This is a genomic window from Marinobacter sp. UBA2688, from assembly GCF_002352785.1.
GTDB lineage: Bacteria > Pseudomonadota > Gammaproteobacteria > Pseudomonadales > Oleiphilaceae > Marinobacter > Marinobacter salarius.
Genome location: NZ_DELU01000007.1, coordinates 231,931 through 250,010 on the forward strand (window position 1 = coordinate 231,931; position 18,080 = coordinate 250,010).

The following is an 18,080-nucleotide window of genomic DNA, read 5'->3' on the forward strand; positions in this document are numbered from 1 at the left end:
CGCCTGAACGCCTTCAGTCAAATATCTTGCCGGGGTTCATCACACCCTTGGGGTCGAACACCTGCTTGATGCCCCTCAGGTAGGCAATTTCAGCGGCGCTGCGCGTGTACTCCAGATACGGCTTCTTGGTCATGCCGACACCATGCTCGGCAGACACACTGCCCTGATAACGTTCGACAATCTCGAAGACCCATTTGTTCACCTGTTGGCATTTCTCAAAGAAATCCTCTTTGGCAAGGTCTTCCGGTTTGAGGATGTTCAGGTGCAGGTTGCCGTCGCCGATGTGGCCGAACCAGATAATCTCGAAATCCGGGTAGTGCTCGGTGACCACCGCGTCGATTTCCTGCAGGAACCCCGGCACCTTGGAAACCACCACAGAGATATCGTTCTTATACGGCGTACGCGGTGCAATGGACTCTGAAATGCGTTCCCGCAGTTGCCAAAGGTTCAGGGCCTGGGTTTCGCTCTGGCTGATAACGCCGTCCAGCACCCAGCCGTTTTCCACGCACTGCTCGAACAGCGCCATGGCATCGTCCATCACCTGATCGGACACCGCCTCAAATTCCAGCAGCGCGTAGTACGGCGCCTCGGTTTCGAACGGCGCCTGCACCTGGCCATGGGCCAGTACATGCCCCATGGCCTGATGGGAGAAGAACTCGTAGGCGGTCAGGTCGATCTGCTTCTGGAACGCCTGCAGCACGTCCATGGTGTTGGTCAGGTCGTTCAGGCCCAGCACCAGCACGGTCAGATTATCCGGCTTGCGAGAGAGCTTCATGGTGGCCTCGGTAATAAATCCGAGAGTGCCTTCCGCGCCGATAAACAGATGGCGCAGGTCGTACCCGGTGTTGTTCTTCGCCAGATCTTTGTTCAGATCGAGGATATCCCCCTTGCCGGTGACCACTTTCAGACCAGCCACCCAGTCCCGGCTCATGCCGTAGCGGATCACCTTGATACCACCGGCGTTGGTGGAGAGGTTGCCGCCAAGCTGGCTGGAGCCGGCCGAGGCGAAATCCACGGGATAGTACAGGCCGTTGTCTTCGGCATAGGTCTGCAGCTGTTCCGTCACTACCCCGGCCTGACACTTCACGGTGCGGTCGCTGGCGCTGAAGTCCAGGATCTGGTTCATGTTGTCAAACGCCACCACAACCTCACCATTGGCCGCCACGGCTCCGGCACTCAGGCCGGTGCGCCCACCAGAAGGCACCAGAGCCACTTGGTTCTCGTTGGCAAACCTCACCAGCGCCTGCACCTGTTCCGTCGTCTTGGGCAAAACAATGGCCACGGGCTTGGGTGGATAGATCTTCGTCCAGTCCTTGCCGTAATTTTCCAGGTCGGCCGCGTCAGTCAGCACTTTTCCGGGAGTCTGGCCCGCTTCCATCAGGGCTTTGAGGGAGGCAACGATCTGTTCAGGATTCATGGATAGTCCGGTCTCGCAAAGGGTTAATCAGGGCGTCGTTAAGCAGAGTTGATTCAGGTGGTCCGACGCGCTGTGAAAATCTGCGTTTATGGTATCATACCGCCCCTGTTCTGTGAGCCCGCCCGCCAACAGCGGTCCTCACGGGTCATTTCATGTGACGAAAGGTTCGGAAGCAAGCCCATGTCAAATACGTCTCTTGAAAAGAGCAAAATCCGCATCCTGCTGCTGGAAGGCGTGCACCAGTCCGCCATTGATACCCTGAACGCCGCAGGCTATACCAACATCGAATTCCTGACTCATTCACTGGCCGAAGACGAGCTGGTGGAGAAAATCGCCGACGCTCATTTCGTGGGTATCCGCTCACGCACCCAGCTGACCGAGAAGGTATTCGACGCTGCCCAGAAGCTGGTAGCGGTGGGCTGTTTCTGCATTGGCACCAACCAGGTTGACCTTCAGGCGGCCACCCGTCGCGGTATCGCTGTTTTCAACGCACCTTTCTCCAACACCCGCAGTGTGGCGGAGCTGGTTCTGGCCCAGGCGATTCTGTTGCTGCGCGGCGTACCTGAGAAAAACGCCAAGGCCCACCGTGGTGAATGGCTGAAGTCCGCCAAAGACAGCTACGAAATCCGTGGCAAGAAGCTCGGCATCATCGGTTATGGCAACATCGGCACCCAGTTCAGCGTGCTGGCCGAAGGCCTGGGCATGGACGTGTACTTCTACGACGTGGTGTCCAAACTGTCCATCGGCAATGCCACCCAGGTAGGCACCCTGCAGGAGCTGCTCAACACCTGCGATGTGATCAGCCTGCACGTTCCCGAAACGCCGTCCACCAAGTACATGTTCAAGGCCGAGCAGTTTGCCCAGATGAAGCCGGGCAGCATCCTGATGAACGCTTCCAGGGGTACCGTGGTAGACATTGACGCCCTGGCCGATGCCCTGGGCAGTGGCAAGCTCCTGGGCGCCGCCATTGATGTCTTCCCCGTTGAACCCAAGTCCAACAATGAAGAGTTCATCTCTCCACTGCGCGAGTTCGACAACGTGATCCTGACTCCGCACGTCGGTGGCTCCACAATTGAGGCACAGGAAAACATTGGCCGCGAAGTGGCAGAAAAGCTGGCCATGTACAGCGACAACGGCACGTCTGTCTCTTCCGTGAACTTCCCGGAAGTGGCCCTGCCCTCACATCCGAACCAGCACCGCCTGCTGCACATCCACGAAAACGTGCCGGGCGTGATGTCGGAAATCAACCAGGTGTTCTCGGAAAACGGCATCAACATCTGTGGCCAGTACCTGCAAACCAAGGAAGACATTGGTTACGTGGTGATCGACGTCGACAAGGAGTACGGCGAGTTGGCACTTGAGAAACTGCTGAAAGTCAAAGGCACCATCCGCTGCCGCGTGCTGTTCTGATCCAGACGGTGTTTCAGCACCACAAAGAAGCCGGGGCCAACAGGTCCCGGCTTTTTTATGGCCAAACAGGCCAACTCCCGCACATGACCTCTTATTAATCCTCTTTTAGGGCACTTGACCTTGAGATGTCATCAGATGCAGCCATGATGGAAGTGAAAGCTTTAACATTGCATCCAACATTCACTCCAAGGAGCATTCCATGTCACTGAAGGAGTCATTGCAGAAAAAACTGGAAACCCAGACCGAGTACTGGAGCAAACAGATCCAGAGCCTGCAGGCCGATGCTGAAGAAAGGATGGCAAAAGCCCAGGACGACCAGGCAGAGGCTGAAATCCAGAAAGATTTCTCCGAGCGCATTCAGGCGCTGGAAGAACACGTCGAAGAAGCACGCAAGAAGATTTCGGAAATCCGGGATTCAGGGGAAGACCAGTTGCGGGACCTGAAGGCAAGGATTGACGAGTGGCTTCCCGGCGGGAAGAACTAGGAAACGATAAATGGCCGGAACGGGATCGTTCCGGCCCTCAAGCATTACTGCGGCACTCTTAGCAGACGATTGGGAGAGCCCTCTTCAATACTCCCAAGTACATTTCTGGTCGCCAGCTCGTCCAGCCTGGTGCTGACCGATGCCGGTGACAGATCGGGTTCAGCCCCCAGGATCAGGGCAACGCTGCCCGCTACGTGTGGCGATGCCATAGAGGTCCCGCTGATGGTGTTTACTTCATCGTCCTCCTGGTACCAGGCCGCGGTGATGTCAGACCCCGGGGCAAACAGGTCCAGACATTCTCCGTGGTTGGAAAACGACGATCGTTGATCCTCGCGGGTAGTGCTTCCTACGGTTACCGCTGATGCAACCCGATTTGGAGAGCCGGAACAGGCGTCAGCATCGCTGTTACCGGCGGCCACGACGAACGTCACTCCCTGCTCTATCGCACCACGCACGGCATCGTCCAGAGCGTCTGAATTTCCTCCACCAAGGGACATATTGGCAACGGCCGGCGCCTGATGGTTCTCAGCCACCCAGTCAACACCTGCGATCACATCCGCGTTAGAACCGGCACCGGAGCAATCCAACACCCGCACGGCCGAGATGGATGCGTTCTTGGCAACGCCATAGACGGTGCCAGTTGCGGTACTGGCGACATGGGTCCCGTGACCATTGCAGTCTGTGGTGTCTTCCGGGTCAGTCTCGCCACCAATGTTGACGATCGGGCCGATCAACGGCAACCCACCCAACCCCAGCAAGCCCGTATCGTTCACCGCAAAGTTACGGCCTTCAATCACCCGTCCGGCAAACTCATCGTGGCTATCCCGCAGACCTGTGTCGATGATATAGACACTGACTCCGTTACCGGCAGAGGACGGGTAGCTATATTGCTCATCCAGGGGGAGCACCGGCTGATCGATCCTGTCCAGCCCCCAGGTGGCATCACCCTGCGTCACCGCATTTGCGGCAACAACCTGGTCGGGCTCAACTGCCAGCACGCCAGGCAGGGATGACAACAGTGCTGCCTGCGGCTCTGTCATCGTGACCGCCGCACCGGTCATCGCAGTTCGGTATACATGCAGAATATCACCACCACCTACGGCCACCAGAAGCGATTCGACGCTTGCCTGCAGGTCGGCAAGCCCCAGCATGTCAGGAATCGACGGGGCCAGTGTGAGGATATAGCGCCCCGGTATGCGATCTCCCGGCTGAAGCGCGGATTCGGAGGCTTCCGAAGTGCCCGTCAGGCCGACACCATCCGACAGTTCTGCGAAGGCCGGGGCGGCCAAGAGAACACTGAGGGTAAAACCAATTGTTTTTGTGATCGTTGTTGTCAAAGCAGATCTCCCATTTGCTCATTTTCCATGATTGAGGCTCACCGGGAACGGACAACATAGAGCCTTATGTTCCACCACGGGACATTCCCCTTCACCGTTCCATGCATTGAAGGGCGATTCAGGTCAGATGAGGCCAATTCGGCTCTCTTAAACAACCTTTAATGCACAAAGGCCGATGTTGACAATTGAAGCTGATGGCAGAATGGGGAAGGAGCAAAAAGGGAGGGAAGCGGCTCCGGACGCGGGCATGATCCGGAGTCGCTGATTCAGCCTGGGCTGATGTTACTGCATGGGAACCAGTGTCAGCTCGACGCGACGATTCTGTTCACGTCCGCTTTCAGTGTCGTTGGAGGCAATCGGGTAGCGCGGGCCATAACCTGTCGCACGGGTCCTCTTGGGTGCGATACCCTGATTCAAAAGGAAATCCCTGACTGACCCAGCGCGGCGCTCACTCAGCAACTGGTTGTAATCCCGCGAGCCAGTGCTATCGGTATGGCCTTCGATCTGAATGATGGTCTTGTCGAATTCCTTCAGTACCAGCGCCACGGATTCCAGCGTGTTGCTGAACGACGGCTTGATGGAGGACTGGTTGACGTCGAAGGTGATGTTGCCCGGCATGACCAGTTCAATTTCGTCACCATTGCGTACAACGCGAACACCGGAACCCTCGAGTTTGCGGCGCAACTGCGCTTCCTGCTTATCCATGTAATAACCGATACCACCACCAATGGCCGCACCGGATGCGGCACCAATCAGTGCGCCTTTGCCACGGTCACTGCTGCTGGAGGTTGCAGCGCCGACGGCGGCACCACCAATGGCCCCGATAATGCTGCCTTTCGTGGCGCTAGAGGTTTTTTCCTCACCGGTGTAAGGATCGTATGTCATACAGCCGCCAAGACCCACGGTGGCGACGGCAAAAGCTACAATCGTTTTCTTCACGGCATTCTCCAAAGTCTTTCCAAGGTATGACTGTTCGCGGCATGGTGCCGCCATTGGCTTTCCTTAACTGGCCTCAGACAGAGACCCGTCATGGTCGTTTTCAAACGTATCCACAATGGTATTGAATACGGTTGCCTGTAAATCCTGGGCTTCGTTTACTAGATGATGACGCCCATCCGGTATCCGGAGTTCCTCCACCGAGGAAAATTTATTGCGGATAATCCGCAGATTGTGCTGCCAGTCTACAGTCAGGTCCTTTTCCCCCTGCACCACGGTAATCGGAAAATCGACCGGGCGGGCGGACTCAATATGCGGTACCCACTGCCGTAATGCAGAAACCCAGTCCACATGTACGGCCCTGGCCTGGAGCGGATCGTAGTCCCTGAGGAACTTCAGGAAACGCGAGTTTCCACTGTTGGCCCCAAACGCCCGTCGCCATCGCGATATAAAGGGTTTTACCAGGCTGTGCAGAACTTTGGCACCCAGCCACCCCATCGGCCTGATCAACGGTGCCAGCAGTACCACCCTACGAAAATCCGAGGTTTCCCGGTCGTGATGGTTGGTCAGCAGGTAGTCAATCAGGATAGCCCCGCCCGTACTCTGCCCGACCGCATACCAGGGCGCCCGCACGTGACGCCTTACACTGGCCATGACATCCGTCAGCACGGCCTGATACTCGAGAAAACTACCAATCGCCGCTGGTGTGCCACTGGACAGCCCGTGCCCGGGCTGATCATAGGCGAGCACATCAAAGCCCGCACCCAGGCAACGGTCGATCAACTGGCTGTATAGCCCTACATGGTCAAAGTAGCCATGCAGGATAAACACCGTGCCCCGGGGCTTGCACTGATCCGGAAGGCGAAAATAGTGGACCATCACTTGGTGCCGGTCCGCCATCACATAACCCTGGCGATAGCTGACCTCCGGGTGCTCTACCCAGAGATCGAGGCCGTAGAACCGGCAGTAGGCCACCATATCCTCGCTGAGTTGTTCCTGGCTTTCAGGCTCGAAGGGCGACATTCGCTCAAGTAACGACGCCCTGTCCCAGTTCGGAATTTCTATGGTATCTGTTTTCCAGTACACGTAGAGTTAAACGCCTGTCATGAATGGGTATGAAAATAGCAGTGTGTCTGCACTAAGCTTGGTGCTTAGATTAGCACACCACAACCCCGGAGTTGCCGATGATACAAACCGCCCTGGAAGCCGGCCTGCGCCAGACCATGAACCAACTCGTTCGTCCCCTGCTGCATCCCGCGATTCCCGTTGCCCTGCAACGCCGGTTGATCAGCAAGGCCTACCTGACATCGATTCCGCCACGTGGCACCCGGTTTGAAGACATCCAGGCAGAAGGGCTTTCGATCACCCGGGCCTGTCACAGCGACAACCCTCACGGGGTCATACTGTATTTCCATGGCGGTGGTTACATCATAGGCTCGCCAAAAACACACAAGGGAATTACCGGCCACCTGTCGAAATTCAGTGGCGCGATGGTGGTTACTCCCGACTACCGATTGGCACCGGAGAACCCCTTCCCCGCGGCACTGGACGATGCTGAAATGGTTTACCGCGCCTTGCTGGACGAAGGGCATCCGCCTGCAACCCTATGCCTCGCGGGCGACTCAGCCGGCGGCGGACTCGCCGTAGCCCTGGCCATGCGCCTACGCGACAAAGGCCTGCCCTTGCCCTCGTCGCTGATGGTGCTGTCGCCCTGGACTGATCTTTCCCACCAGCACCTTTACGCGCCTGAATGCGAGCCGGTTCTACAGAAGCCGTGGATCGACAAGTCCGCGCGCCTGTACTGCGGCAACACACCACCGTCCGAGCCTCTCGTTTCACCCGTATTTGGCGACCTTTCCGGCCTTCCGCCGTTGCTGATACAGGTGGGCAGCCAGGAAATCCTGCTGAATGATGCCCGGCGCCTGGCGAACGCGGCCAGCCGTGACAGTGTCGATACACGCCTGGAAATCTATAACGGGCTCTGGCACGTTTTCCAGGTCCACGCGGGGCAACTGGACCGCGCCACCGAGGCCCTGCAAACAGCTGGCGCGTTTATACGCCAGCATCTGTCGAGTTGACCGGGAGGACAACCTCCCCACGAATCAGCGCTTCCTTCTGCTTGCGCGGCCATTGTTTGATCTGCCACTCAAGTTTCGACGCCGTCGCCCTGTCTGTCGTCTCGGCAGAAAATGCGAGCTCAAGGGGCCCTTTGCCCCGCAGGCTACGGGCCCCTTTTGGTGCACCGGCCTGGTGTTCGGCAAAGCGCCGCGCCACATCGGTTGTGATCCCCGTGTAAAGAGCCCCTTTGGCGGTCCGTACCATGTAGATGAACCACTGGCTCATACCGATGAAGCCCTCGCCATTGTCTCCCGGGTTTTACGTTGCTGAATCCACAGCCCCGCAACGATCAACACCAGGCCAACGTATGTGGATGGCAGAATGATCTCGCCAAGAATGAAATAGATGAACACCAGCGACAGGAACGGTGAGATAAAGATGAGGTTACTCACCCTGGCGGTATTTTCCGCCTTCTTCATGGCGTAGGACCAGAGCACAAAGGCAATTCCCATTTCGAACACACCCACGTAGGTGGCCGCCAACAGGCCTGTTGTGGGGTTGAAATCGAAACCATCCGTCACCCCGCAAATCACCACGATCACCGGAAGACCGCAGAGAAAATTCAGGAACAGACCGACCACCGGATCCCGGGTATCCCGAGTCGCGATAATCCAGTAGGACGCCCAGACCAGGGTGCTGCCGATGGCCAGGCCCACACCAAGAGGGTCGGAGAACGTTAACGACAACACATCGCCACGGGTTGCGATAACGACGACCCCGCTGTAGCAAATCAATCCGGCGATGATATCGGCACGCCGCAGTCGCTGTCCCAGGAAGGGCACCGACAGGTAGGCCAGCACCAGCGCCCAGGTGTAGTTCAGGGGTTGCGCCTCCTGGGCAGGCAGCCGGTCGAACGCACCAAACAGCAGGAAGTAGTACAGGCAGGGATTGATAAGCCCCATACCGAAAGACTGCAGATATTGGCGGCGCGACAGTTCAAAGACCAGGTGCCACCGTCGTTGTGCGACCAGAATAAGCGCCATCACTATTACCGACGCGGAACAGGCGACCACCAGCATCTGGACCGGGGTCAATTCCCGCAATGACAACTTGAACGCAGTGGCCACTGTTGACCAGAGCAATACCGTTCCAAGGCCGTAAAGCATTGCCTGTTTCTGGTTAGTCATGAGCAGTGTCCTTTTCCGCATCAAGCCAGCGATAGAGCGTACGCCGGTTTACCCCGAGTATCTGGGCCGCACGGCGTTTATTGCCTTCCACCGCATCAATAACACGCACAACATAGTCCTGCTGGACCTGCTCCAACGTGGGCCAATCCGCCAGGTTTCCTGATGGCAGCACCGGCCGGCCCTCAGCAGACTCTGTCTGGCGCTTGCGGATACGGGCCGGCAGATGTTCCGGCAACACCACATCACCGTCGCAAAAGGTCACGGCCCGTTCAATCGCGCTGGCCAGTTCCCGGACATTGCCGGGAAACGGATAATCCGCCAACATTCGCGCAGCCACTTCGCCCAGCTGCAGGAATCCGCGCTGGTGACGCCGGGCGGAATCCCGCAGGAAATGCATGGCAAGCAGATCCACATCGTCATCCCGCTCCCTTAATGGCGGCACCATCAAGGTCAGGGTTTCCAGGCGATAGTAAAGGTCCTCGCGGAAGCCACCCTGTTCCACGGCCCTGACCAGGTCCTGATGGGTAGCCGCAATAACACGCACATTGACGGCCTCTTCGTGGTCAGAACCCACCGGCTTAATCGTGCCTTCCTGCAGCACACGCAACAATTTCGCCTGAAGAGCGAGCGGCATCTCGCCAATTTCGTCCAGCAGCAGCGTGCCTCCATCCGCTTCGGCAAATAGCCCCCTACGGGCGGATTTTGCGCCGGTAAAAGCACCGGCTTCGTGGCCGAAAAACTCGCTTTCCATCAGCTCATGGGGTATGCCCGCGCAATTGACTGGTATAAACGGTCCTTGCCGGCGCTCGCTCTCGTCGTGAATGGCCCTGGCGACCAGTTCCTTGCCGGTGCCGCTCTCGCCACTGACCAGGACGGCCGCCTGGCTACGGGCCACCTGTCGTATTTCGTTCCTCAAACGCCCCATCGCCCGGCTCTCGCCCACCAGCCCCAGCGCACTGTCGCTTTCACTCTGGGATTTGTAACGTGCGAGTTCACTGGTCACCGCCGCATGGGCCAGCAGGCGCTTGATCTTCAAGCGAAGATGGTCGGTGGACAGTGGTTTGGTGAGAAAGTCATCGGCACCGGCCTTAAGCGCCTCTACCGCCTGGTCAACCGTGCCGAAGGCTGTGATGATGATAAAGGGAACCGAATGGCCTTCCGCCTGCAGTTTCCGTAATATTGCCAGGCCGTCGCCGTCTGGCAATCGAAGGTCCGACACAATCAGGTCCGGGCGCCATTCCCGCAACCCATTGCAGCCTTCCTCAACGGTTGCAGCACTGCGTACCGCATAACCATCCACCTCAAGCTCCTCTGACAGAAGCGTCCGCAAACTGGCGTCGTCTTCCACCAGCATGATCAAAGCGGGCCTAGCTTTCATGATGGGCCTCCGTCGAGTCCACTCGTTTCTCATACACTGGCCAGAACGTTGACATCCGGCACCCGCCGTTCGCGTTCGTGCCAACCTCAATCCGACCACCATGTTCCTTGATTACACTGCCGACCACCGCAAGCCCCAGACCGGTTCCCTCACCCGCCGCACGAGTACTGAAAAAAGGCTCGAAAATCCGCTCCCGCAGCGAATCATCGATACCCGGGCCATCATCATCCACCCGCAACTCCCAGTATCCGTCGAGGGGAATAACAGACACGATCACCCGCGAGCGAGCCGCTTGGCACGCGTTGCGGACCAGGTTCAGGCAGGCCATTTCGAGACGGGTTGGCTCGGCCAGAACGCCGGCGCTGGCCTCCGGAATATCGGTACAGATCTCAACGCCATGGCACTTGGGCTCGTCGCATACCCGCGCGGTCAGATCGCGAGCCGTCGCCGCCAGGTCGGTTTCCCGGCGGGAGTCCGGCACATGGCGAAAACAATCGAGCAACTGCTGGATAATCAATGTCATCCGCTCGACCTGATGTTCGATATCCTTCAGGTGTCGTCGGTCGCTATCTGCCAGGTCGCCCCGCCCAAGGATATTGGCGCGACCCTGGATGACATTCAGCGGCGCACCCAGCTCATGGGCAACGCCACCGGCAACCCGCCCGATCATGGCGACCTTTTCCTGATACTTCAGCTTCTCTGACAGTTCCCGCTCGCGTTCAACGCTCTCCCGGATTTCATTTTCCGCAACCGCCATACGGGCGCCCATGTCTTGCAACCCCTCGTGGATCTGTCTCAGCTCCCTCGGCCCCGCGGGAGGTCCATCAATCTGCCAGCGGCCGGGGGCCATCCGCTCCATCAATTCCAACAGCCGGCTGACATGGCGACCGACGGCACCATAGTGCCCCAGAACAACCACCAGAATGACCATCAACGACACCACCGACCAGATACTGACGGCCCAGATTCGGCTTGATGCCACCAACTCATGGAAATCGCTACGCTTTCGGGTTACCTGAAGCAACCCCTGAATTCGACCGTCCGGGGCAACCAGCGGCGTGAATTGTGAGAAGACTGACACCCCGTCGACCCTACGAAACGCTCCGTCCAGCTTGCCACTGGCTATCGCGCGTTCGGCACTGTCGCTCCGCGTAACATCACTGTCCGCCACACCGAGGCTGGCGATCTGCTGCCCGTCTTCATCAAACACTGAGGCACCAAACACCCGGCCGATGCGGAAGATGGATTTCAGCGACTCCCCCAGAACAATTTCATCGCCATCGGACATGGCCTGGGACAATGGACCACTGACCGCCCGGGCCACAAGCTCCAGATCTTCCCGCAAACGGTCATTCAGATTACGCTCGACCGCACCGAGCCCCACATAAATGGCGACGCCGCTGAATACCATCAACGGTACAACCATGCTCAGCACCAAGGTCAGGCGCAGCGAGCGAAACATGTCCCGCGCTCTTGATACAGGCGTTTTCATAACGTGCTCCGACAAAGTGTCACACAGGTATGCCACATGTGACATTTAGCCACAACGCACATTACGCAAAGGTAACGCTCATACATATCCAAATCACTGTTTTTTCTAGCTTTTCATAAAAATAAAAAGCTGGCACAGAGCTTGATTAAGCAACACCAACGTTCGAGGAATCGCATTCCTTTCAACGTCAGACTGCATTCGATGACACCGTGCAGTCCCTTCAACGCAAAAGGAGAACGCCATGAATAAACTTCTCATTTCACTGACCGCATCCCTGGCACTGCTGGCAGCAGGCCCCGTACTGGCACAAGAAAACCAGCAAAGTCCAGAAGCCACCAATCCCAACGGCGGATACAGTGATCCCGCCTCCGCCGGCACCCAGAAAACCAACTTTACCGACGCGGAACTGAAGCAGTTCGTTGAGGCCCAGGAAGGTATCAACAATATCCGTGATGAATACATGGAAAAAATCGAAGCGGCTGATTCCCAGAAAAAGGCCCAGGAACTGCAGATGGAAGCCAACGATGAAATGGTCACAGTGATTGAGGATTCCGGCATGGATATCCCCACCTACAATTCCATCGCCACCGCTTACAACAGTGAACCTCAGGTTCGGAATCGCGTTGATGCACTGATGTAAGCGGCTTCCCCACATTGGTTGCTTCAGGCCCTGCTATTGCAGGGCCTTTTTGATTCTGAAAACGAGGTCGCGATGGCCATAATCAACGTTGATTGTGGTATCTTGTCGGCATGATTTTGTAGAGACCAATGGAGACAAACCATGCGAAGATTCTGCCGCGGGCTAACCCCATTGCTCTTGACGGTTATGCTTGTCCTGGCAGGATGTTCAGACAGCCCCGCACCGGTGTCCAGCGGTGACAATGATGAGAAGCCATCCTATCCCGTTACCTGGCGCTTTGCCCTTGAGGAAATTGAAGGCAGCGTCCAACACCGTTATGCCCTTGAATTCAAGGACCGTATCGAGCGTATCTCTGATGGCAACATCCTCGTTGATGTTTTTCCCTATGGCTCTATTGGCACGTCACTCCAACTGACGGATCTCGCCCGGGAAGGCTCCGTCCATCTCGCTTTCGCCTCCCCCGGCCACCTGGCCAACGTTATTCCCGAGGTGGGCGTGTTCACCCTCCATTATCTGTTGTCTGATGACGAAGAGGTGAATCGTGGCGTCCTTGCCAGCGATGATTTGAAGCAACTGTTCCACGAGCCTTACGAGGAGCAGGGCCTCAAGCTTCATGGTTTCGTACCTGAGGGTTGGATGGTCTGGACCGCCAACAAGCCCTTGCGGAGCCCCGCGGACTTCGACGGACTCACTATCCGCACCATGACGTCGGACATCGCTGAAGAGACCTATAAAACCTATGGCGCGACAACCAGCCAGGTTCCTTTTTCGCAGGTCTACAGCGACCTTCAGTTACGCCGCATTGACGGGCAGGCCAACCCTGTTTTCGCCATTGAAGAGATGGGATTCTATGAAGTCCAGGGTGTGATGACGTTTGCCAGACCTGCCCAATTTGTCACCTCCGTGGTTTCCAATACGTCGTGGTTTGACGCCCTCCCCGAAGACCAGAAACTCTGGCTGGAAGATGCTATGGATGAGATCGCACCGCTGGCTTACGAGGTACAGACTGAACTCAATGCAAGCCGTCTCGATACCATCAAGAAAAACAGCAACATCCGTGTGGTTGAATTGACCGAGGAGGAGCGGGACCGCTTCCGTGAGGCCAGCCGGCCGGCCCGCAAGGCCTATATACGTATGGCTGGTGAGCGTGGAGCAGCCATCCTGGACCAACTCCTGACAATGGTCAGCACAACAGAGTCCGCAATACCAGCAACGGATACGACCGCCCAATAGCGCTATTCAGGCACCAGCCAGCTGCTGTTCGATGACAGGCCCAGACAGCGATCACCGGAAACCGTATCCATCATCTCCGCAAGCCGGGTGTCGAATCCCCAGGGCGGGTTCACCACCAGCACTCCGGACCCGGACATTCCACGTTGCGGGGCCCGGTTGAGTGCAACTTCGCTGCACAACACCTTGCGCACGGGCCCATCAGACACCGCATCCTTTAATCGCTTGTGGGGGAAACCCGCCAGAATCGGATACCAGATCAGATACACGCCATGACGGCATTTCTGCCACGCTCGCGCCAAGGTGTTCGCCACTTCTTCATAGTCGCTTTTGATCTCGTATGAAGGGTCCGTCAGCACCAGCAACCTTGGTTGCCTGGGCGGCAGATGGCGAAGCAACCCCTTTAATCCATCCTCCTGAAAGACCTTGACCCGGGAATGCCCGGCAGCCCACTGCCCCAGGGTTTCGCCTTCGGCGGGGTGCAACTCGAAGGCGGTCAGAGTGTCCTGCTCCCGCAGGTAACGGAGGAACCAGCGCGGCGACCCCGGATAGCTCGCCAATTGCCCGTCCTTCCCCTCCCCCGCGGCCAACCCGGCCAGGACGGCCTGCCAGTCGTCGGAATGCAGCTCGGCTCGAAGTGGCCAGACCTTCTGGATCCCTGCAGCGGCTTCACCGGTTTTAAGCGCCCTTTCTCCCGCAAGATCGTAGCTGGCACTGCCGGCATGAGTATCGAAGCAGGCGATAGCAGACGATTTGGCCTGCATCATCCTGACCGCGAGCGTTAAGGCAGCGTGCTTGTGAACATCGGCAAAATTACCGGCATGAAACGCGTGGAGGTAACTCAGCATTACAGACTCCTGACGAAAGGGGCACCATTAGGCTACAGCAGGAGCAGAGTTGGCAAACATTTCTAACTATCTCCAGCCAAGTCAACAAAATTGAAAATCATTCTCACATTCGTTGCAACCGCCCACCCGCTCTCTATAATGCGAATAACAATACGTTTTATTTAATTAACAGCGAAAGGACATCGAAATGGCCCTGCTCTCAAACGCATCAAGCATTCCCCTGGCGTTCGCTATCTCCGCGACGCTACTGACGGCCTGCAGTAGCGGCGACGAAACCGCATCCACATCCTCGGCAGCAGAAGCCATCAGCAAATCCGATGTCGTGGAACACTACGCCGACCTGGCCCATGCAAACTTTGAAGACGCACTGACCGCCGCACAGTCCCTCGACAGCACAATAGACACCTTCCTGGAAAGCCCGACCGAAGAAAATCTGCAAAAGGCAAAACAGGCCTGGCTGGCTTCCCGGGCGCCCTATCAGCAGACTGAGGTGTTCCGCTTTGGTAACGCCGTGGTTGATGACTGGGAAGGGCAACTGAATGCCTGGCCGCTGGACGAAGGCCTGATCGATTACGTAAAGGAAGACGGCTACCAGTACGAATTGGGCAACGAGGGCGCTACTGCAAACATTGTTGCCAGCACGGAAATCAATATTGGTGGCACGACGGTCGACGCTTCCAGCCTGACACCAGACCTGCTGGCGGAGCTGAACGAAATCGGAGGCTCGGAGGCCAACGTGGCCACCGGATACCATGCCATTGAATTCCTGCTGTGGGGCCAGGACCTGCACGGCTTCGATCGCGGCGCCGGACAGCGTCCTGCGACGGACTACGCCCAGGGCGAGGAGTGCACCCATGGCAATTGCGACCGCCGCGCCGCCTACCTGGATGCCGCGACCGATCTGTTGATCACCGATCTCGAATGGATGGTTGCACAATGGGCACCCGGCCAGGAAGACAACTACCGCTCCCAGCTGCTCGCCGAAGCACCGGACGCCGCCATCCAGAAAATGTTCTTCGGCATGGGCTCCCTGTCTCTGGGTGAGCTTGCCGGTGAGCGCATGAAAGTCGCCCTGGAAGCCAATTCCTACGAGGATGAGCACGACTGCTTCAGCGACAACACCCACAACTCCCATTACTACAACGGCCAGGGCGTGGCCAACATCTACTCCGGCAGCTACACCCGGATTGACGGTTCTGAACTGACCGGTCCTTCCCTGTCCGATCTGGTTGCCGAGCTCAACCCGGAACTGAACGAGACACTGAGCCAGCAGTTCGAAGAGTCGATGAGGGCGCTGCAAACCATGAAATCCAGTGCCGAAGCCGAGTCAGAGCCGATGAAATTCGATATGATGATCGCGCCAGGCAATGAGAAAGGCGCGGAGATCGTAAACGGCGCGATTATGGCGCTGGTGGCACAAACCGGTTCCATTGAACAGGCCGCCCGCGAACTGGGCATCGACTCGCTCAAGCCTGATGACGCCGGCCATACCTTCTAGCTTACCCACTAACTGGCTGACCCACTAAAAAGTAACGACATGTTGTAGAGAAACCATGCGCCAACGCCCCCTGCTACTGCTGACCTTGTTTTCGGGAGTGGCCGTAGCAGCGGCCTTCGCCATGGCTGCCGCCCAGGAACCTTATCCGATCCAGGCGACGGTCAAGACGGGGGGCGAAGGCACAGTGGATCAGTTCGATCACAATGCCTATTCCCTGCCCCAGGCTAACCTGTCCATGACCAGGCGCCTGGATTTCAGTGTCGGCAACAGTTTCTTCCGCAACCCCTGGGTCGAAGCCCCTGCCAGCACGGATGCCCGCGACGGACTGGGGCCACTGTTCAACACCAACTCCTGCCAGGGCTGTCACATAAAGGATGGCCGTGGACATCCTCCCGGCGCTGACGACAAACCTATATCGCTGTTCCTCCGCCTCGCCGTGCCAGCCGATCCCGAGCAGGATGCGGATATCCTGAAGACCCACGGATTCAAACCGGCCCCCGTGTACGGCAGCCAGTTGCAAACCGCCGCCCTGCCGGCCGCCAAACCTGAAGCCGATCTGGTGATCGACTGGGAATCGGTGACAGAGACGCTGTCGGACGGCACCGAAATAGAACTACGAAAACCGGTCTACCGGATCGAGAACCCTAACTATGGCCCACTCCCGGAAGACCTGTTGGTGTCTCCGCGGGTGGCTCCGCAGATGATCGGCATGGGTCTGCTGGAAGCCATACCGCTTGAAGACCTGCAAGCACTGGCGGATCCGGAGGATACGGACAACGACGGCCTCTCCGGCAAACTCAATCAAGTCTGGGACCTGGACAGCCAGCAAACCGTGCCGGGTCGATTCGGCTGGAAAGCTGCCGAACCAAACGTTCATCAGCAAAGCATGGGGGCGTTTGCTGGAGACATGGGGCTGACGTCCACCCTCAAACCGGCAACCGATTGTACGCCCGAGCAGAACTGTGGGCGCTTCGCCAACGGCGGCAGCCCCGAAGTGAGCGACAAGGTGAGCAACTTCGTGACCTTCTATGCCAAAAGCCTGGCAGTACCGGCACGCCGTGACCTGGACAATGTGTCCGTTCAACAAGGTGCGGAACTGTTCAATGAAACCGGCTGCGCCGGCTGTCATACACCAAGGCACACTACCGGCATCGCCCCGGACCGCCCGGACCTCAGCAACCAGACCATATGGCCCTATACCGATCTGCTCCTGCATGACATGGGTCCGGCGCTTGCCGATGGTCGGGATGAATTCCTGGCCAACGGCAACGAATGGCGGACACCCCCGCTCTGGGGAATCGGCCTGGCTCAACGGGTCAATCCGCAGTCCGGGTTCCTCCACGACGGGCGGGCGCGAACACTCGAAGAAGCCGTGCTCTGGCACGGGGGCGAGGCCGGGCCGGCAGCTGAACGTTACCGTCAGATGCCCGTCGAAGACCGGGAGGCACTCCTGGATTTCCTGAACTCTCTCTGAGGACACGCCATGCGACCATTAACGAAAGCCGTGGGTATTGCCGCGCTGATACTGGTTCCAATTGCTGGGATGGCTGCCAGCCAGACTGAAACGAACAGCAACGCGACACAACAATGGCACCAGGGAATTCTCGCAGGTTACCAGTCTCTGGCGGCCGAAGCGGGCGACTTGTCCGTTGCGGCTGTCGACTACTGCAGCGCGCCGGAACAGGCGGCACGCGATACCCTTGAGCAAGCCTGGCTGGACACCTTCCTGGCGTGGCAGCTTGTCCGTTTTGTGGATTTTGGCCCGGTGGAGAACGACAACCTTGCCTGGCAGTTCCAGTTCTGGCCCGACCCGAAAAACCTCATTGCCCGCAAAGCCAGCTACCTGCTGAACTCGGAAGACCCGATATCGGGTGAGGTCATCGCCGAGTCCGGCGTGGCCGTACAGGGTTTTCCCATGCTGGAGTACCTGTTGTACGACGAACCATTGAACGCCAGCGACAATGCCCTACCCGCGGAAAAGACCTGCGGCCTGCTGAGAGCGGTTGCCGGCCACATCGAAACCAATAGCCAGCAACTCCGTGATCAATGGCAGACGTTCCGCAAGGATTACCTGGCCACGGAACAATACCGCGACACCACCATCCGGGCCGGCATGGCGGCCCTGGAGATTCTGGAGGATCGCCGGCTTGCCCAGCCAATGGGGT

At 57.9% G+C, this 18,080-nt stretch carries 17 protein-coding genes; 8 read left to right on the forward strand and 9 right to left on the reverse strand.

Annotation, left to right across the window (positions count from 1 at the left end; translation table 11 throughout):
* Positions 1-13 precede the first annotated feature (13 nt).
* Positions 14-1,417, reverse strand: coding sequence for an FAD-binding oxidoreductase (locus B3M52_RS02410; RefSeq protein WP_036209609.1), 1,404 nt, complete (start codon positions 1,415-1,417; stop codon positions 14-16).
* Between the two features lie 180 nt (positions 1,418-1,597).
* Here B3M52_RS02410 and serA point away from each other — a divergent pair, with 180 nt between their 5' ends.
* Positions 1,598-2,827: a phosphoglycerate dehydrogenase gene (gene serA, locus B3M52_RS02415; RefSeq protein WP_036209606.1), complete on the forward strand. Its 1,230-nt coding sequence runs from the start codon at positions 1,598-1,600 to the stop codon at positions 2,825-2,827.
* 199 nt (positions 2,828-3,026) lie between these two features.
* Positions 3,027-3,311, forward strand: coding sequence for a hypothetical protein (locus B3M52_RS02420; RefSeq protein WP_007154450.1), 285 nt, complete (start codon positions 3,027-3,029; stop codon positions 3,309-3,311).
* A gap of 44 nt (positions 3,312-3,355) precedes the next feature.
* Here the strand turns inward: B3M52_RS02420 and B3M52_RS02425 are convergent, their stop codons facing one another.
* The 3 genes from B3M52_RS02425 to B3M52_RS02435 all read right to left on the reverse strand — a co-directional run bounded on the left by B3M52_RS02425 (position 3,356) and on the right by B3M52_RS02435 (position 6,670).
* Positions 3,356-4,648, reverse strand: coding sequence for a S8 family peptidase (locus B3M52_RS02425; protein WP_198324912.1), 1,293 nt, complete (start codon positions 4,646-4,648; stop codon positions 3,356-3,358).
* A 282-nt stretch (positions 4,649-4,930) separates the two neighbouring features.
* The gene (locus B3M52_RS02430; protein ID WP_036210301.1) at positions 4,931-5,587 is read right to left on the reverse strand and encodes an OmpA family protein; all 657 of its coding nucleotides are present in this window, start codon (positions 5,585-5,587) and stop codon (positions 4,931-4,933) included.
* 63 nt (positions 5,588-5,650) lie between these two features.
* Positions 5,651-6,670 carry an alpha/beta hydrolase gene (locus B3M52_RS02435; protein ID WP_036209603.1) on the reverse strand — a complete coding sequence of 340 codons (1,020 nt, stop codon included), beginning with the start codon at positions 6,668-6,670 and terminating at the stop codon, positions 5,651-5,653.
* Positions 6,671-6,768: 98 nt separating this feature from the next.
* Between B3M52_RS02435 and B3M52_RS02440 the strand changes: the two genes are divergently transcribed.
* The gene (locus B3M52_RS02440; RefSeq protein WP_075197069.1) at positions 6,769-7,662 is read left to right on the forward strand and encodes an alpha/beta hydrolase; all 894 of its coding nucleotides are present in this window, start codon (positions 6,769-6,771) and stop codon (positions 7,660-7,662) included.
* On the opposite strand, the gene B3M52_RS02445 is transcribed toward B3M52_RS02440, so the two are convergent.
* From B3M52_RS02445 to B3M52_RS02460, 4 genes are read right to left on the reverse strand one after another with little or no spacing between them, the layout of a single operon-like run.
* Entirely contained in the window at positions 7,637-7,927 is a 291-nt protein-coding gene (locus B3M52_RS02445; protein WP_036209599.1) for a GIY-YIG nuclease family protein, read from the reverse strand. The genes B3M52_RS02440 and B3M52_RS02445 overlap by 26 nt on opposite strands.
* Positions 7,924-8,829, reverse strand: coding sequence for a DMT family transporter (locus tag B3M52_RS02450; RefSeq protein WP_036209597.1), 906 nt, complete (start codon positions 8,827-8,829; stop codon positions 7,924-7,926). The genes B3M52_RS02445 and B3M52_RS02450 overlap by 4 nt, the downstream gene beginning before the upstream one ends.
* A complete protein-coding gene (locus B3M52_RS02455; RefSeq protein ID WP_075197068.1) occupies positions 8,822-10,207 on the reverse strand; it encodes a sigma-54-dependent transcriptional regulator in 1,386 nt (461 codons plus the stop codon). Before B3M52_RS02455 ends, B3M52_RS02450 begins: the two co-directional genes overlap by 8 nt.
* A complete protein-coding gene (locus B3M52_RS02460; RefSeq protein ID WP_226909943.1) occupies positions 10,197-11,699 on the reverse strand; it encodes an ATP-binding protein in 1,503 nt (500 codons plus the stop codon). Before B3M52_RS02460 ends, B3M52_RS02455 begins: the two co-directional genes overlap by 11 nt.
* Positions 11,700-11,940: 241 nt before the next feature.
* Here B3M52_RS02460 and B3M52_RS02465 point away from each other — a divergent pair, with 241 nt between their 5' ends.
* Together B3M52_RS02465 and dctP are read left to right on the forward strand one after the other, a co-directional pair.
* The gene (locus B3M52_RS02465; protein ID WP_036209594.1) at positions 11,941-12,339 is read left to right on the forward strand and encodes a DUF4168 domain-containing protein; all 399 of its coding nucleotides are present in this window, start codon (positions 11,941-11,943) and stop codon (positions 12,337-12,339) included.
* 141 nt (positions 12,340-12,480) lie between these two features.
* Positions 12,481-13,572 carry a TRAP transporter substrate-binding protein DctP gene (gene dctP, locus B3M52_RS02470; RefSeq protein ID WP_127401736.1) on the forward strand — a complete coding sequence of 364 codons (1,092 nt, stop codon included), beginning with the start codon at positions 12,481-12,483 and terminating at the stop codon, positions 13,570-13,572.
* A 2-nt stretch (positions 13,573-13,574) separates the two neighbouring features.
* On the opposite strand, the gene B3M52_RS02475 is transcribed toward dctP, so the two are convergent.
* The gene (locus B3M52_RS02475; RefSeq protein WP_127401737.1) at positions 13,575-14,417 is read right to left on the reverse strand and encodes a 23S rRNA (adenine(2030)-N(6))-methyltransferase RlmJ; all 843 of its coding nucleotides are present in this window, start codon (positions 14,415-14,417) and stop codon (positions 13,575-13,577) included.
* 187 nt (positions 14,418-14,604) lie between these two features.
* Between B3M52_RS02475 and B3M52_RS02480 the strand changes: the two genes are divergently transcribed.
* The 3 genes from B3M52_RS02480 to B3M52_RS02490 form a co-directional block, all read left to right on the forward strand.
* Positions 14,605-15,915, forward strand: a complete 1,311-nt coding sequence (locus B3M52_RS02480; RefSeq protein ID WP_075197065.1) for an imelysin family protein — start codon at positions 14,605-14,607, stop codon at positions 15,913-15,915.
* Positions 15,916-15,970: 55 nt separating this feature from the next.
* A complete protein-coding gene (locus B3M52_RS02485) occupies positions 15,971-17,389 on the forward strand; it encodes a di-heme oxidoredictase family protein (RefSeq protein WP_075197064.1) in 1,419 nt (472 codons plus the stop codon).
* Between the two features lie 9 nt (positions 17,390-17,398).
* Positions 17,399-18,080 (forward strand): imelysin family protein (locus tag B3M52_RS02490; RefSeq protein WP_286748667.1); only part of this gene is annotated, 682 nt, incomplete at its 3' end.